Source organism: Sulfoacidibacillus thermotolerans (assembly GCF_003144315.1).
GTDB lineage: Bacteria > Bacillota > Bacilli > Alicyclobacillales > SLC66 > Sulfoacidibacillus > Sulfoacidibacillus thermotolerans.
In genome coordinates, this window is record NZ_MPDK01000002.1 from 400,927 (window position 1) to 416,286 (window position 15,360).

General features: G+C 44.8%; 16 protein-coding genes. 5 read left to right on the top strand and 11 right to left on the bottom strand.

Features of this window, described 5'->3' with window-relative positions; genetic code table 11:
* The first annotated feature begins 51 nt into the window (after positions 1-51).
* From BM613_RS02390 to BM613_RS02400, 3 genes are all read left to right on the top strand, one after another.
* A complete protein-coding gene (locus BM613_RS02390) occupies positions 52-345 on the top strand; it encodes a hypothetical protein (RefSeq protein ID WP_109429538.1) in 294 nt (97 codons plus the stop codon).
* A gap of 240 nt (positions 346-585) precedes the next feature.
* Complete coding sequence (gene ftsW, locus BM613_RS02395; protein WP_146192749.1) at positions 586-1,824, top strand: putative lipid II flippase FtsW; 1,239 nt, start codon at positions 586-588, stop codon at positions 1,822-1,824.
* Between the two features lie 43 nt (positions 1,825-1,867).
* A complete protein-coding gene (locus tag BM613_RS02400) occupies positions 1,868-2,842 on the top strand; it encodes an MBL fold metallo-hydrolase (protein WP_245926201.1) in 975 nt (324 codons plus the stop codon).
* Positions 2,843-2,896: 54 nt separating this feature from the next.
* Here BM613_RS02400 and BM613_RS02405 read toward each other — a convergent pair whose 3' ends face one another.
* Genes BM613_RS02405 through BM613_RS02420 form a run of 4 tightly spaced genes read right to left on the bottom strand, consistent with a single transcriptional unit; the run spans position 2,897 to position 6,307 of the window.
* Positions 2,897-3,379, bottom strand: coding sequence for a GAF domain-containing protein (locus BM613_RS02405; RefSeq protein ID WP_109429540.1), 483 nt, complete (start codon positions 3,377-3,379; stop codon positions 2,897-2,899).
* A 15-nt stretch (positions 3,380-3,394) separates the two neighbouring features.
* Positions 3,395-4,171 (bottom strand): type 1 glutamine amidotransferase, encoded by a 777-nt coding sequence (locus BM613_RS02410; RefSeq protein ID WP_219930613.1) that lies wholly within the window; start codon positions 4,169-4,171, stop codon positions 3,395-3,397.
* Positions 4,168-5,562 (bottom strand): Mur ligase family protein, encoded by a 1,395-nt coding sequence (locus tag BM613_RS02415; protein WP_181362838.1) that lies wholly within the window; start codon positions 5,560-5,562, stop codon positions 4,168-4,170. The genes BM613_RS02410 and BM613_RS02415 overlap by 4 nt, the downstream gene beginning before the upstream one ends.
* The gene (locus BM613_RS02420) at positions 5,534-6,307 is read right to left on the bottom strand and encodes an SDR family NAD(P)-dependent oxidoreductase (RefSeq protein WP_109429542.1); all 774 of its coding nucleotides are present in this window, start codon (positions 6,305-6,307) and stop codon (positions 5,534-5,536) included. Before BM613_RS02420 ends, BM613_RS02415 begins: the two co-directional genes overlap by 29 nt.
* Positions 6,308-6,432: 125 nt before the next feature.
* On the opposite strand from BM613_RS02420, the gene BM613_RS02425 reads away from it, so the two are divergent.
* Positions 6,433-7,188 carry a tRNA threonylcarbamoyladenosine dehydratase gene (locus tag BM613_RS02425; RefSeq protein WP_109429543.1) on the top strand — a complete coding sequence of 252 codons (756 nt, stop codon included), beginning with the start codon at positions 6,433-6,435 and terminating at the stop codon, positions 7,186-7,188.
* A 10-nt stretch (positions 7,189-7,198) separates the two neighbouring features.
* Here the strand turns inward: BM613_RS02425 and BM613_RS02430 are convergent, their stop codons facing one another.
* From BM613_RS02430 to BM613_RS02445, 5 genes are all read right to left on the bottom strand, one after another.
* Entirely contained in the window at positions 7,199-8,134 is a 936-nt protein-coding gene (locus tag BM613_RS02430) for an RluA family pseudouridine synthase (protein ID WP_109429544.1), read from the bottom strand.
* Positions 8,135-8,149: 15 nt separating this feature from the next.
* Positions 8,150-9,442 (bottom strand): EF-P 5-aminopentanol modification-associated protein YfmH, encoded by a 1,293-nt coding sequence (yfmH, locus tag BM613_RS02435; protein WP_109429545.1) that lies wholly within the window; start codon positions 9,440-9,442, stop codon positions 8,150-8,152.
* On the bottom strand, positions 9,411-10,748 hold the full coding sequence (gene yfmF / locus BM613_RS02440; RefSeq protein WP_181362839.1) for an EF-P 5-aminopentanol modification-associated protein YfmF: 1,338 nt from the start codon (positions 10,746-10,748) through the stop codon (positions 9,411-9,413). The genes yfmH and yfmF overlap by 32 nt, the downstream gene beginning before the upstream one ends.
* 117 nt (positions 10,749-10,865) lie before the next feature.
* Positions 10,866-11,027: a hypothetical protein gene (locus BM613_RS14960; RefSeq protein ID WP_181362840.1), complete on the bottom strand. Its 162-nt coding sequence runs from the start codon at positions 11,025-11,027 to the stop codon at positions 10,866-10,868.
* 210 nt (positions 11,028-11,237) lie between these two features.
* Positions 11,238-12,413 (bottom strand): NAD(P)/FAD-dependent oxidoreductase, encoded by a 1,176-nt coding sequence (locus BM613_RS02445; RefSeq protein WP_109429547.1) that lies wholly within the window; start codon positions 12,411-12,413, stop codon positions 11,238-11,240.
* 317 nt (positions 12,414-12,730) lie between these two features.
* Here BM613_RS02445 and BM613_RS02450 point away from each other — a divergent pair, with 317 nt between their 5' ends.
* Entirely contained in the window at positions 12,731-12,967 is a 237-nt protein-coding gene (locus BM613_RS02450; RefSeq protein WP_109429548.1) for a ferredoxin family protein, read from the top strand.
* A 120-nt stretch (positions 12,968-13,087) separates the two neighbouring features.
* Here the strand turns inward: BM613_RS02450 and BM613_RS02455 are convergent, their stop codons facing one another.
* Positions 13,088-14,464 carry an MFS transporter gene (locus BM613_RS02455; RefSeq protein ID WP_109429549.1) on the bottom strand — a complete coding sequence of 459 codons (1,377 nt, stop codon included), beginning with the start codon at positions 14,462-14,464 and terminating at the stop codon, positions 13,088-13,090.
* Between the two features lie 33 nt (positions 14,465-14,497).
* Positions 14,498-15,328, bottom strand: coding sequence for an undecaprenyl-diphosphate phosphatase (locus tag BM613_RS02460; RefSeq protein WP_245926202.1), 831 nt, complete (start codon positions 15,326-15,328; stop codon positions 14,498-14,500).
* Positions 15,329-15,360: the final 32 nt, after the last annotated feature.

Genomic DNA, 15,360 nt, shown 5'->3' on the forward strand with positions numbered 1-15,360 from the left:
CTACCCTCATGTTTAACTTCACATACCGTATGAGTAAGGAGGCGACACTTTATGATGATTCCTCGACATCACTGGCACCATTACATCGGGCAACCTGTGTTAGTTCACACCACCATGGGCACTTTTCACGGCTATTTACACGGTATTACAGACACACACGTACACTTGCATGGCGTTCAGGTCGCCAATGCAATAAAGTGCGAATCACCATCTATCGCACCACTAAACGAGCTCCCAGTAAGCCAAGCAGAGCTTGTCTTTTATCCAGCGGCAATGGTGGCGTTGCCTATCGCCGCGATCATCGGCATCACTGCTCTTGGTCTTGGCGCCATGAGTGGGTGGTAAACGATACATTCACTGTAACGGACCAGATCCATATTGTCACATTCTCAGTATAACGACCTGTTACCATGTATCGTATTCATCACAATGACATTTCATTAACTTCTTGTCCGAATCTGCACAGCAGAAAGGAGGTGGATTGAACTTTCCAAGCAACGCGATGAATAATTGCCCAAAACGATCTATGAATAGGCAGGATGTTTAGGGGGAGAAGGCGAATTAGTGTCTACGGAGGTTGTTGTGATGCGTAGACATAGACCAGATTTCCTCTTGCTTTTCTCCATCTTGTGCCTTGTTACATTCGGTGTCGTCATGGTATATAGCGCTAGCATGGTCTGGGCCATTCAAGTGACCAATGCTTCCCCAGGCTATTATTTTAAACGGCAGTTGATCTATGCACTGATCGGTATTGTCGTGATGTTCGTGTTTATGAATATCCCATATACGGTCATTCATCGCCATGCGAAGTGGATCACCCTCGGGATACTCATGTCACTTTTTATCGTACTTATTCCAGGAATCGGACATAAGGCAGCAGGGGTTAGACGCTGGATCGGACCTCCTTTCTTGCACTTCCAACCGAGCGAGATTGCACTTGTTGGCGTCTTGATCTATCTTGCATACATATTTGATAAAAAAGGGGAAAAAATAAACAGCTTTACCCGCGACGTCATGCCTCCACTCACAATTTTAGGAATTCAATTTCTCCTGATCCTTTTAGAGCCCGACATGGGGACAGGTATGCTATTACTTTTGTCTGGACTCATCGTTATGTTCGTTGCAGGCATTCGCAAGGTACACATTTTCACAATCGGAGGAATCTTACTTCCTATTATTGTTGCGTTCGCTTGGCTTGAATCTTATCGCAATATCCGCATAAAGATCTTCCTTAATCCTTGGAACCCCGCGTATACAAACAAAGGGGGATACCAACTTCAGCAATCGCTAATTGCCATTTATCACGGAGGATTATTCGGCCAAGGAATCGGCCGGGGAATTGAGCCTTTTTTATATTTGCCAATTCCCCATGAGGATTTCATCTTCGCCATAATCGTTGAAGAATTAGGTTTCGTTGGTGCCGCTTTTGTGCTTGGCCTATTTGCAATCGTCATTTGGCGCGGAATCATGATCAGCCAACATCTTGCCAATCGGTTTGCTTCATTGCTTGCAGCGGGACTCTCCAGTATGATAGGTTTAGGCGTTCTCATCAATGTCGGTGTTGTGACAGGATTGATGCCAATCACTGGGATCCCTCTCCCTTTTATTAGTTATGGCGGCACCGCGTTGATCATGAAATTATGCGCCGCTGGGATTTTACTCTCCTTGTCTCGCTATACCATTCCCGAGACAAATTCTGCGACAAAAAAAGCGCAGGGGATTGTTCAAACAGCCACCTTTGGAGGCAAGGAACGGCGGCCGCATCGCCGCAAAAAACGTTCAACAGCAGTACCCTCCGCACAGTCTCTAGACGTTCGCCAATGATGTAAACACAGCAACAGATCTTGACAGATCAGTGAGAGGAGGCATGTGGAACTCGACAGGAGTTCAGTTCCGCACACAGATGGGATATACCACAAAACTCGCCGAAAACTTGTACATGTTTGACTTATTTGAACAGGGGCAACCCGGACGATCTGCAGCTTATGTATATCATGGGGTAAAAAAAGTTTTGATTGAGACTGGCTCTGCACTTTCTCACCCGTATATTTTACGCGCACTCGATGAATTAGGAATCCAAACAAACGAGCTAGACTATGTTGTTCTTACGCATATTCACCTCGATCATGCTGGAGGCGCTGGATCATTGGCACAGGTTTCCAAGAACGCGACATTTGTCGTGCATCCACGCGCAGCCCGTCATCTCATTGATCCAACTAAGCTCATTGCAGGCGCCAGAGCAGTGTACGGAGAACAATTAGAACAATTTTTTGGTGAAATTCTTCCTGTTCCAAAAGATCAAGTGCTGATTCGTGAAGATGGGGAGACACTTGATTTTGGTGATCGCATCGTCACTTTTTACGATACTCCAGGACATGCTAAACACCACTTTAGTCTCTATGATCCAGTTTTACGCGCCATTTTTTCTGGTGATGCATTAGGCATTCGTTATGTTCATCGATTCACTGGGTGGCCATTTGAATTCATCTTACCATCTACCAGTCCGTCTGATTTTGACCCAATTGCCGTCGAAATGACTGTAAATAAACTGCGTACACTAGATGCGAAGACTGTCTTTCACACGCATTTCGGCCCTTCCCCTGCACAAGAAGCACTGCGCGATACACTTGAAGGTGCCAAGCGCTTTGCAAGAATGGCAGATCGACTATACCACAGAGGAATCACATGGGAAGAGTTACAAGTCGGTTTAGAAGCAGAAATTCAATCTCTACTCATCGATATGGGGCATTCTGAAGAATTCAACGTCAAGGAATTGGGGATTGATCTCGAACTAGATGCGAAGGGTTTACTTTATTACGAAGACATGAAGCACGCAAGATAGCTCTAACAAAAAATAAAACCGAGACACAAAGGAGTCCCGGTTTTATTTTTTCCATCAAAAATCTGTCGCTGCAATGAGCCATTGTACGATTGCTTCCAATCCCTTGCGATCGACCTCTGTAAACCGATCAACAATCGGACTATCAATATCTAAAACACCAATTGGTTGGTGAGTGGACAGTGGAATGACAATTTCCGAGCGCGAATCGCCGTCGCAAAAAATGTGCCCCGGAAATTTGTACACATCGGGAACAACCAATGTACACTGCTGAGAAAAAGCTGTTCCACAGACTCCTTTCCCTTGCGCAATGCGAACACAAGCAGGTTTCCCTTGGAAAGGTCCAAGTACCAGCTGACCATCTTTCCAAAGATAAAACCCAACCCAATTCACGTCTTCCATCATCATGAATAGTAACGAGGAGACGTTTGCCATATTCGCTATTGCGTCTCGCTCTCCCTCCAATAAATGCTTTACTTGCTCAAGCAGATGGCGATAAAACGCATCACCTGATTCTGTTGTCTGTATTGGGTGAAACACGATAAACACCTCATTTCAACACAGGCGCTGCCGTACCCGTGCATACTTTTTATTTCCCAGCAATTCTTGCAACACTGCATGGTGTGCGTCCCACTCCAACTGATCGTCAAGCGCCTCAAGCAGAGAAAAATGCCCGCGATAATTCAATGCATATCGTAAAATAGCATCTGCAAGGTGGGGATTTTTCGGCAAAAGCGGACCGTGAATATACGTACCAATCAGAGATTTATATTGGAGGCCTTCTAAGTGATCGCGCCCATTATTGCCATGTCCTTTTAACACCTTTCCAAGGGCTGGATAATCGTGATAAGTACGCCCGCCGTGGTTTTCAAACCCGACAATCGTTAACTCTTTTGAGGATTCATTTTGCGCCATCCATTCGATCGCAATATTCCCGATTAACCTTCCATGTCCCGGTTTTGTTTCCATATCTACTAGGCGCAATCCTGGAATTCGCTCTCCATTCGCTAACTCATAAAATTTCCCGAGCAATTGATATCCTCCGCAAATTGCCAAAATAGGCATATTCGCTTCAATCGCCGCCTGCAAGTCTTCTCGATAGGGAGCCAATTCTTTTCCCACGATTGCTTGTTCCCGATCAGATCCACCACCAAGAAGCAAAAGATCAAAATCTTCTACCTTCAATTCATTCCCGAGTTTAATTGGGGTAACTTCTAACAAAATATTGCGTAGTGCCGCACGCCGTTTTAACACTGCTATATTTCCTTGATCTGCATATAAATTCAACAGTTCAGGAAATAGATGTCCAAGGCGAATCTTCACCTCACTCATCGACTCGCCTCCCGCAAATAAGTCCCAAGTGGGTATAAGGCGGTATATGTTGACAAGACATAGACAGGCACATCCAAAGATTCAGTTGCTTTTACCACATCTGACAGTGCATCAAGGATCTCAATCTGCTTACGTTGCACCCCAGCATAAAGAAGGCGTAGTGCCATATCAAGCGCGCGATGTCCAGCACAAAAATAACGATCGCATACAGCCGTTGCTAGAAAACTCTCCAAATCAATATCCCAAAGCCAAGACACATCACGTCCATCAGCGTCCGCATCATTGATTGCAAAACAAACCGCCTTTGCTCGACTGTCAGTTTCAATCGTACGTAACACACTATTTGCACCTGCTGGATTTTTAATGAGCGCTAGAATGCGTTCAGGAGTACCCGCATAAACCTGCATCCTGCCTAAAGGTGCCTCATAAACTGTCACAGCCTCGACGATTTTTCGCGTAGAAATGCCGAGTGTACAAGCAGTGGCGACAGCTGCAAGTAAATTATAGTAGTTATAGAGACCTATAACCGGAGATGGAACAGCAAACTGCTCAACTTCTGTATTGCGTTTGCGCCATCTCACAATAAGAGAAGCATCATTTGCGCGCAAAATCCCACCGTAATCAGGAGTTGGGCGAGTAAAATCGCCATTTGGGCAATGGTAATGTCCAAATTGCCCATATATTGTATGTGAATACTCAATCTCTTGTCCGCACATTAAGCAAAACGCCCCATCCCTTACTTCATTACGAGTTTGCGTATCCTGCAAAACCTCATCCATGCCATAAAAGGATGTGAGTTCTCGTTCAATGCCAAGGGATGCAGCGAGCGGGTCATCGGCATTCGTAATCAGCTGAATTCCTGGATAAGAAATTCCTTGTCGTAACATTGCAAGTGCTTGATCCACTTCCCCATAGCGATCTAATTGATCACGTACTACATTTGTAACGACAACCATCGTCGGATGAAAACGTTCTGTAATACGCGGAAGCGTCGCTTCATCCACTTCTAAAATAGCTTTACGCAGACCGAGTCTGCCTGTTGCGGTGACATGCGGCAAAAAGGCAGCAAGCAATCCCTGCATTAGATTTGCGCCATCTTTATTTGTCAGCCACAGATTCTTTTCGTCAGATAAAATACTATAAAGCAATGCACTGGTCGTTGTTTTACCATTCGTCCCCGTCACAAATACGCAAGTATCCAGTTGCGTGAGCAAGTTAAATAACAGATCCGGACTCAAACGATAAGCAAGGAATCCAGGTAAACTCGTTCCTCGTCGCCCTATCAACCTCAGAACATAAAGCGTAATCTGCCCCACCCATAAAGCTAATCGCGATTTCCATTTTTTTATCACGCGCATCGCCTCAAAATCCGTAGACGCCCATTCCGCCATCGACAAACAAAGCTTGTCCTGTCACATAACTCGCCGCATCAGAGGCCAAGAAAAGAACAGGGCCAAGCAATTCATGAAGCTCCCCGACACGTCCCATGGGCGTTCTAACCAAGATGTCACGAAGATAATCTGGATTATCAAGTAATTTTTCTGTAAGTGGCGTGCGGAAATACCAAGGTCCAATCGCATTTACACGAACACCTTTTGCTGCCCACTCCACAGCAAGTACACGTGTCATATGAAGGACACCAGCCTTTGCAGCAGCATAAGCTACGCCTGTCCGCAATGCGACTTGTCCACCAATCGACGAAATATTGACGATGCTCCCACCACCATTTGCGACCATGCTACGCCCTACATTTTGCGCCATAAAAAAGGCGCCCTTCAGATCCGTATCAAGTACCGTATCCCAGTCTTGTTCTGTTACAGAAAGCGCTGGAACACGTACATTTAATCCGGCATTGTTAATGAGTATATCAATGCGACCATACGCTTCAATGACGCCTTCAACACACGCAGCAATCGAAACTAGATCCCGCACATCTACCTGCTGTGTAAAGGCTACTTGTCCCGTCGCAACTTCAATTTGCCTCGCAGCTTGCTCTAAGTCTTCCTGTTTACGGGCAGCTAAAATGACCTTTGCACCAGCCTCTGCAAATCCTTGCGCTAGCGCAAAGCCAATTCCACGTGACGCACCCGTGATCAGCACATGCTTGCCGCGAACATCAAATATATTCTTCGACATTCATTCACCTCGTTACTCAAAATTTCAAGATCGCTGTCCCTTGTGCGCCCACATTTGTGATCTTTGCAAATGGGTATAGTACAATAAAGCGACAAATCACTGCCCTTTTGAAGGAGAGACTGACTTTGGTACATCGTTTTGCACGCACAGAACTATTAATTGGCACAAAGGGCCTTGCCAGGCTCCGTCAAGCTACTGTCGCCGTCTTTGGACTTGGTGGAGTCGGTTCATATACTGCAGAAGCGCTTGCTCGCTCAGGTATCGGTCGCTTAGTTCTCATTGATAAAGATGTGATCGACATCACAAATATTAACCGTCAAATTCCCGCTTTGACAAGTACTATCGGTGAAGCAAAGGTAGATGTCATGGCAAAGCGCATCAATGACATTAACCCAGATTGTGAAGTAATTCCAAAGCGCATGTTTTTTTTAAAAGATACTGAAGATGACATTTTTTCGCAGCCCATTGATTATGTAGCCGATGCCATGGATACCTTAAGTGCCAAAATCCATCTTGTTCAACTTTGCAGGTCACTCCATATTCCGATTGCATCTAGTATGGGTGCTGCCAACAAACTTGACCCTACACAGTTTCGCATTGTCGATATTAGCGAAACTTCTGTGGACCCAATTGCGCGCGTGATGCGGCGCGAATTGCGTAAAGTCGGTATTACACAAGGTCTAAAGGTGGTTTGTTCATTTGAAACACCTAGCGTAACACACGAAGCCATCAAACAAACACTGGTACCTACTGACGTGGGAGAAGGGCGCACCCTTACAAGTAAAGCAGCCAATCCGCCAGCGAGTCTGGCTTTTGTCCCTCCAGTTGCAGGGCTCATGCTAGCGAGTATCATCGTGCGCGATTTATTAGATCAACCATAAAGATTTTTTCTTATTCCTTTATAAAACGATGTAAACCCGTGGAGGAAAGCACGTTTAAAAAAACTTCAGAAGGTCGAGCGACGAATTTTCTCCCATCTGCAAGTCGGACGATATAGGCGTGGAGTAAATGATGTTCCACGCCAAACGCCGTTTTCCCGCCGTACTTTGCATCCCCTAAAAGTGGGTGACCAATGGCTTTCAGATGTGCGCGAATTTGATGTGTCCGCCCACTAATCAAGTCTATTTCAACGAGTGTAAATCCAGCAGCCGTTCCTAATGCACGGTAACGTGTCAGAGCCCCTTTCGCTAACTCTGACTGCTGATCACCTAAAAATGTTTTGTTTTTACGCTGATCGCGAGTAAGAGGTGCGTCGATTTCTCCTTCTCCGATCAGTCTTCCCCAGACGATCGCTAGATACTGTTTTTGAACACGATGCTCGCGAATGGATTGTGTGAGTAGACGTAACGTGTCACTATCTTTACCAATCATGACAACACCAGACGTATTACGATCTAACCGATTCACTGCAGCCGGTAAAAAAGAGCGACCATCACTGATCTCTCCCTTGCGGTATAAATAAGCAAGTGCACGATTAATCAATGTATTCTTATGTTCACTATGATCTGGATGTGTGAGCAAATCCACAGGTTTATTTACAACAAGTAAATGCTCATCTTCATAGATCACATCAAGGTTTGTGTGCACTCCTTGAAACTTTGGTTTCGCTCTCGCTAGCTCACGGTATTCTTCTTCAGCCATATAAATCGTCAACTGATCACCAGCAACGAGCACAATATCATTTTTCCCTTTCTTTCCATTTACCTTGATGCGCCCTACGCGAATCATCTTATAAACACCGCTAAGCGGCAGGCCAGGAAGTATCTGCCGCACATAACGGTGCAATTTCTTACCACTATCTTGCTTTAAAATTTCTATCTGAATCACGAAAAACCTCCAGTTTTATTTTCCTTTTTCTGGTGAAATGAGGGAAATTGCCATTGTATTGTCCACCACATGTTCGCGCAATGTTTGATTCACATCGTGAAGATCAAGATTTTGCAATACATCCAACGAAGTGAGCACATCAAGACCACGCAATTTTTGTGAGACATAAACATTTGCAATTCCTTGTGGTGAATCAAGTAATGCCATGAAGCGACCGATCGCCTTTTTTTTCGAACGAAGGAAATCCGCTTCGTCAATCCCTTTGTCTGCGTACTCCAATAATAAGTTTTGCACTCGTAAAATGAGTTCTTCTGGTCGCTTTGAATTGCCACCAAAAATCGAGTGTCCATAAAGGTGTGTTAGTTCGTACTCAGAGCCAAATCCTTGATCAGTCAGTCCGTCGTCAATTAATTTCTGATAGTGCTGAGAACTGCGACCAAAAAGACAATCCATCCACACCTCCATTGCCGCCTCGCGTTTTTGACGCGCGGTTGGCTTTGGTTCGATATGTTGCTCACGAAAACCAAATAAGACGCGCGGCTGACTGATGTCAAGTGTAGATTCGGTTCGTTTGCGTGCAATTTGCTTTGGTAATTCTGGATAAAAGCGCTCAATCGGAGCCTGTGCTTCATAACCTTTTGCCGACTGATTCGCTTGCACCAGATGCAAAATTCGCGCTGGATCAACATCACCAACGACAAACAATGCCATGTTGGATGGATGATAAAACGTATAATAACAATCATACAACGTCTCTTTGGTGATCTTTGCAATCGAGTCTATCGTTCCTGCGATGTCAATGGCAACTGGATAATCACCGTATAACCCCTGCAAAAGGCCAAAATACACCCGCCAATTCGGGTTATCTTCATACATCTTAATTTCTTGACCGATAATTCCTTTTTCTTTCTCGACATTTTCATCTGTAAAATATGGATTTTGTACAAAGTTAAGCAGAATTTCTAAATTGCGTTCGACTTCTACGGTGCTCGAAAATAAGTACGTAGTCGTATCAAATGTCGTGAACGCATTCGCTGAGGCTCCTGTTTTAGCAAATTCCATAAACACGTCTCCGTGTTCTTCTTCAAACATCTTGTGTTCAAGAAAATGAGCAATCCCATCTGGAACTTTTATACGCTCTTGACGTCTTGGAACAATAAATTCACTATCAATAGAACCGTAGCGCGTTGTGAAATTCACATACGTTTGACGAAACCCTTTTTTCGGAAGCACAAACACTTGAAGACCATTGTCGAGTGTCTCTTCATATATAGTTTCATTTAGCCGCTGATACTGCTGTTTTTTCATCCTGCGACGCCTCCTTGTCCCGCAAAAAATAGATCGTGTCAATCGTGACGCCGCGCGCAACTCGAATTACATCTTCTTTGGTTACTTTTTGCACCGCTTCAATCAACTCACTCACAGATCGTTCACGACCTGTGAATCGACTGTACATTTGCAAAACTGCTCCAGTAAAAGGTTGATCATCGGACTGCAAGTATTGATTGACAAGCCCCTTTTTTGTATAGACAAGTTCTTCATCACTGATCAGCCCATTATTCAAATCCTCAATTTGTTGCTCAATGATCGCCTTTGTACGCTCGAAATGACTGATCTGAATCCCAGATTGAATAAAGAGTAACCCCTTTAATCCCTCTAAGCGACTCGATGCATAATAGGCAAGACTTGCCTTTTCGCGAACGTTTACAAACAGTTTCGAATGGGGAAACCCTCCGAGAATCCCATTATAGACAACAAGCGCTGGATAATCATCTTCAGCGTAAGAAGTCGTCGAACGCAATCCCAAATTTAATTTCCCTTGATTGACATCCATTTGTTCGACAATCAAGCGTTCATGCATATCCCTCTTATGACGAGTTGCACCGACCAAAATGTTCGCTCCAATGTTCTGCTCTGTAAAATCAGCATGCAAAAAACGCGAAAATTCACGCTGACACGTTTCCTGCGCATAAGCGGCATCAATTGGCCCCACCATGTAGATATGTAGAGCAGACGAATGGATCAACTGCTGATACTCTGTGTAAAGCTCCTTTGGCGTCAAGTTCACCAGATCCTCAACATATCCTAACCGCGCAACTCCATACGGTTCTCCTTTACACATTTCTTGTATACAGCGTTCTCCAGCATAAGCGATTTTGTCGTTCACTAAATTCTCGATACGTTGCCGCTGTAATGTGATTTCAGCCGCAAAGTCTGATTTTTGGAATCCACCCTCTTCTGTTTTGGGAGCAAAGATCACTTCAGCAAACAACTGCATGGCAGAAGCAAACAACCCCTCTGCTTCTGGTAAAAATCCTTCATGTGGAACTTGCATCGTAAATTCCACTGTCTGGCGATCTCCATGCTTATTAACCCGCGCCCCAATTGCCGCTCCATACAATTCATCAAATGCGCGAATTAAAGCTGTAGGCTCTGGATAGCGCACCGTTCCACGCATTAACATCTGCGGAAGTAAAGCAATCTTCGTTGCGCGAGCACGCTCTAGTGCACACTCAAACTGGGCGAGTACAGATACCATCTTATATTTTTCCGTAGGCAAAATGTGCAGATGCACTTGATTCCCTACCCGGTCATTAATCCACGCAGCATCCACCGACATCTACTCCCCCAATCCCAACATTACAAATCACAGATATCCGATAGTATACGTATCTCACTGCAAAGCATACCAAAAGCCCCCGGAACCCCGAGGGCTGGCCACATCCGATTCTTAACCTTTTCGTATCTGGCTGCGCGCCGCTGCCTGTGCCACCTCATAATCTAATCTGGTAATCACTTGTGAAGAGCGAATCCACTGCTGAACCTCTCTCTTCATTGCAGGCGACACATACCGCGGCATCCCGTGTTGATCGACAAGTTCCTTGCGCGACATGTGATGGCGACTCATACAATGGTAATTTGTGAGGGCCTCCATCAGCTCACCACAGATCGGACATTGAAACACGGACACCCATCCCTTCAGTTCGGTATGTCACATGCAATTCCTACTGCTAGCGTCTCTAAGGTGCCAAACAAAAACAATCCATTGCTACTAGTCTAGACCCTTACGTCAAAAATCGCAAGTAATTTTCAGAAATAATGATTACCGATTGGCAAAAACTGCCCCAATTTTACTCAAATAGCGATATTGACTTGCATCTTTAAATAAGTAGGCCATCTTCCCAGTTGCTTTGAAAGAACGACCAATTTTCCCAATCGCGTCTTTGCGACCAAGCGAAGCAATCGCTCCTGCAATATTTGGGCGAAATTCCTCTTTAACTCCGCCACGCACATCATGGTAGAGGTATTTTGCACAAGCTGCCCCCATCTGCCAAGCAAGCTGAGCCGTCGGTGGATAGGGACGCCCTTGTTCATTGAGGATCAATGCACAATCTCCAAGAATGTACACTCCCTCATAATTCACTGACTCCAGATACGCATTCACTTTTGCTCGACCACGCGCATCGGTTTCAAATCCCGCGTCAACGACGATTTGATTTCCACGGACACCACCTGTCCAAACAATGGTCTCTGCTTCAATCGTGTCGCCCGTTTTCAAGTGGACAATTCCAGGTTCTACTTGTGTGATTGGAACGCCTGTCAGAAAACGCACACCACGTGCTTTTAAACTCTCCTCGGCAGTCTTCACAAGATCTGCATCAAAACCCGGAAGAATTCCAGGTGCTGCTTCGACATTGTACAACTCTACATATTCCAGCGGCACTCCTGCTTCACTTGCAAGACGAGGCAGCGCATCAGCAAATTCACCAACAAGTTCAATCCCACTAAAACCAGCACCTCCGACTACGAAGCGCAGCAACTCCCGTCTACGTTCAAGCGGATAACGGGCAAAACAAGATTCCACATGTGCACGCAATAAGCGCGCCTGATTCAAAGACTTGAGTGTATAAGCGTGTTCCTTTAATCCAGGAATACCAAAATACTCAGTTTCACTTCCTAGTGCTACAACCAAAAGATCATATGAGATCGTTTGCCCATCTTCCAAAGCAACTTGTTTAGCACTCGGATCGATTTTTACAACCGTTCCTTTTTGAATTTGTACATCCTTATCCGCTAATACTTTATCTAGCGGAATTCGCAAGGAACGATCGCTTCTTGCCCCAACTGCTGTTTCATGTAAAAGCGTGATGAGTTGATGATAATTATGTTTATTAACCAATGTAATACTTGCTTCCGAAGCCGTTAAATATTTGCGGGTTTGTAACGCACAAACTAACCCTGCGTACCCCGCGCCCAAAATCACAATCCGATTGCCCATAAGATCTCCCGCTCCCTAAAAGTATGTCCATTATTTCACAAACACCAAGAAAGATTGTAGAATATTTCACAAAGTACGGTGCTATATAACTTCATATCCTCATGATAGCAAGTATAGCTACTTTGTCAACCATTTGCCATGAACTCTTGCCTAATTTATGAGAGCAACTAGTTTTTTTGAGACACAATGTTCACAATTCAACTTCGAACAAAAACAGTTTGTCCATCCTACGGGTTTTGTGTGGAAACACAGTTGAAATCCTTTCCGCGCGTATTATATGATAGGGCAGAAAGGAATTTAAAGAGGAGTGGGTTCAAATGACCTTTGTCATCACATCGCCTTGCATTGATGAAAAAGCGGCCGACTGTGTAGAAACATGCCCTGTTGACGCGATCCACGAAGGCGAAGACCAGTACTATATCGATCCAGATACTTGTATTGACTGCGGGGCTTGTGAAGCCGTATGCCCAGTGGCCGCCATTTTCCAGGAAGATTTTGTTCCGGAAGAAGAAAAATCCTTTATCGAAAAGAACCGCGCTTTCTTCAAAAAGTAAGTTGCTTATGATCTATGCACTGTCCAAAGAGCCCCATGATGTGCAGAGGATCGGGTTCATTCCATCTGTTACGTGGGACTTTTTGGACATGCCTACCCTAAGAGCCTCGTCAAAACACCTCTACTTCATTCGTTGCAAAGATCGCCCTTCACGTTTCTCTTTGACCACTTCAATTACAGATTGATCACTGGCCTTGCGATCTGTATAAGTTACCCGATAAGTAATTAAAAATACCAAAAACTGAGCAAAACCAAGTGCCATCATGAGATAAGGGATCCAGTTTACATTTTGACTGTATACGACAAACGCTAGAAATCCCCCTATCCCCACGACTCGTCCAATCCCCAGAGCGATTTCACGAACAGCAAGGTGTTCTGCACGATATCGCGCTGAACGAATCGACTCATCAATTTCATTCATCACCATCGTTCCAAAAGGCACAAGAAAAAAAGGAAGAACAAAACTTGTTGTTGTTCCAAAGAGAAAAAGGGACCGCGCTGAAACAGACTGCATAAATAAAAATGGGATGATCCCAAGCAAAAAAGCCGCCAATCCCATGCCAAACTTTCTCAGCCCCTCGCGCTTTCCAATAAAAGCAGCTAAGAGAAAGGCGATGAGCGATAAAAATCCCGTATATAATCCATATAACCCAAGTCCTTCTTCACTTTTGGATACATCAAACACGAGCAAGGCAACTAGAAAGGAAAATAGCCCTTCTCGTAGACCAAAAACAACAGAACCGATCAATAATCTACGCCAATCCGAGTCTTGGTTCAAACGAAGGGCCAAGGAGAGCTGTGGACGATGGGGCAGCTCTTTTTTCGGAAGGCGAAACGTCGCGATGAATAATAAAGCAAAAATCGTGAATGAAAGAGCAAACACCGCATGATATCCAGAAACTTGTCGCACTCGCACAATGAGATATCCCGCGACATAGGGACCGGTCATACTTGCGAGTGATGCAAATAAACCACTTAGTCCGGTAAACTTTGCTCGATTGTCTGGATTCGTAAAATCAAATGAGAATACATGAAATGAAAACCAATAAAACCCTTGCCCAATTCCAAAACATATACCTAGCCATTTCACATAATGCACACTAGAGGGTCCGAGCGCTAATAAAACGGCAAAAAAAATAACCAATACAGTAACGCCGCTGCGCATGACCCACGCTTCACCGATCTTAGAAGCCAGATATCCGCCCCCCACAAACGCTAAAGGGATACAAAAAAAAGTAAATAAATTAAACCAGGTGATCGCCTCATACGTCCGATCCATCTTCCATATATACACATTGATAAACGTTCCCGAGAGCGCAATCCCAGTCATAAATAAAGTGGCAACTACAAGTAGCCACCACCCCTGCTGCGACAGCTTTGCGACTTTCCCTATAGCCCGCATGTCATCCCCCCTGACAACATACGGGCGCTCCTGTTGCCAGGCGCCCGCATGACAATCCATATCATCAATGTGTGTAGCTGTACGGATTTTATCCATCTTAGACAAAGGGGATGAGCAAATATCAAGCAATCAGGCAATAAAACTGTATAGCAATGTGCCAAGACCGACAATTATACAATAAATCCCAAACGGCCGCAATGCCTTTACCTCATGTGTTTTAAAATAACGCATGAGAAACCACGTGCTCAAATAAGCCGCAATCCCGGCAACGACACCTCCAATAAGCGCCATTTGCAACATTCCATGGGCTGCATGGTGAAGCTTTGGCAACTCTTTAACTGCAGCACCAAGGATAATCGGTGTCGCCAAAAGAAAACTAAAGCGAGCTGCCGCCTCATAACGAAGCCCGTAAAGGAGTCCTCCAACCATCGTCATGGCTGACCTTGAAAACCCAGGGATCAATGCGAATGACTGCAAAATTCCAATGACAATAGCTTGTCCAAATGTCAATTGACTTGCTGTCTTTGTTCCTTTGCGGCGCAATAAACGATCCGCATAGATTAAAATCAACCCGTTTACAAATAAAAACACCATAGCTACGCGTGGTGTGGCAAACAAGACTGCAAACTTCTTAGCCCCAAGTCCACCAATAATCACCGCAGGCAAAGTTGCAACGATTAACAATAAAAATTCTTTGCGCGCACTGCGTGTACTCCTTTGTTTTCCTTCACTCCCAGATGCAAAGAGTGCACGCAAAAAAACAAGCCAGTCTTGAAAGAAAAAAATCAGCAATGCGACGGCTGTTCCAACGTGCAGCATGACGATAAACGGTAAAAACGCGGGACTAGATTGTATGTTTGGCCAATGAAATAAATAGGGCAAAAGCACACCATGCCCCACACTGCTGATCGGGAATAACTCAGTAATTCCCTGAACCAATGCAAAAATCAGAGTCTGCATGAGATGCATACGAAGCGAATTCCCCCTTGAAA

Excerpts from the sequence above, each read along its gene's own strand:
- BM613_RS02455 (WP_109429549.1), bottom strand. The coding sequence starts at position 14,464 with ATGGATAAAATCCGTACAGCTACACACATTGATGATATGGATTGTCAT.
- BM613_RS02400 (WP_245926201.1), top strand. The coding sequence starts at position 1,868 with ATGTGGAACTCGACAGGAGTTCAGTTCCGCACACAGATGGGATATACC.
- BM613_RS02445 (WP_109429547.1), bottom strand. The coding sequence starts at position 12,413 with ATGGGCAATCGGATTGTGATTTTGGGCGCGGGGTACGCAGGGTTAGTT.
- BM613_RS14960 (WP_181362840.1), bottom strand. The coding sequence starts at position 11,027 with ATGTCGCGCAAGGAACTTGTCGATCAACACGGGATGCCGCGGTATGTG.
- BM613_RS02410 (WP_219930613.1), bottom strand. The coding sequence starts at position 4,171 with ATGAGTGAGGTGAAGATTCGCCTTGGACATCTATTTCCTGAACTGTTG.
- BM613_RS02460 (WP_245926202.1), bottom strand. The coding sequence starts at position 15,328 with ATGCAGACTCTGATTTTTGCATTGGTTCAGGGAATTACTGAGTTATTC.
- BM613_RS02390 (WP_109429538.1), top strand. The coding sequence starts at position 52 with ATGATGATTCCTCGACATCACTGGCACCATTACATCGGGCAACCTGTG.
- BM613_RS02415 (WP_181362838.1), bottom strand. The coding sequence starts at position 5,562 with ATGGCGGAATGGGCGTCTACGGATTTTGAGGCGATGCGCGTGATAAAA.
- BM613_RS02450 (WP_109429548.1), top strand. The coding sequence starts at position 12,731 with ATGACCTTTGTCATCACATCGCCTTGCATTGATGAAAAAGCGGCCGAC.
- BM613_RS02420 (WP_109429542.1), bottom strand. The coding sequence starts at position 6,307 with ATGTCGAAGAATATATTTGATGTTCGCGGCAAGCATGTGCTGATCACG.
- yfmH (WP_109429545.1), bottom strand. The coding sequence starts at position 9,442 with ATGAAAAAACAGCAGTATCAGCGGCTAAATGAAACTATATATGAAGAG.
- ftsW (WP_146192749.1), top strand. The coding sequence starts at position 586 with ATGCGTAGACATAGACCAGATTTCCTCTTGCTTTTCTCCATCTTGTGC.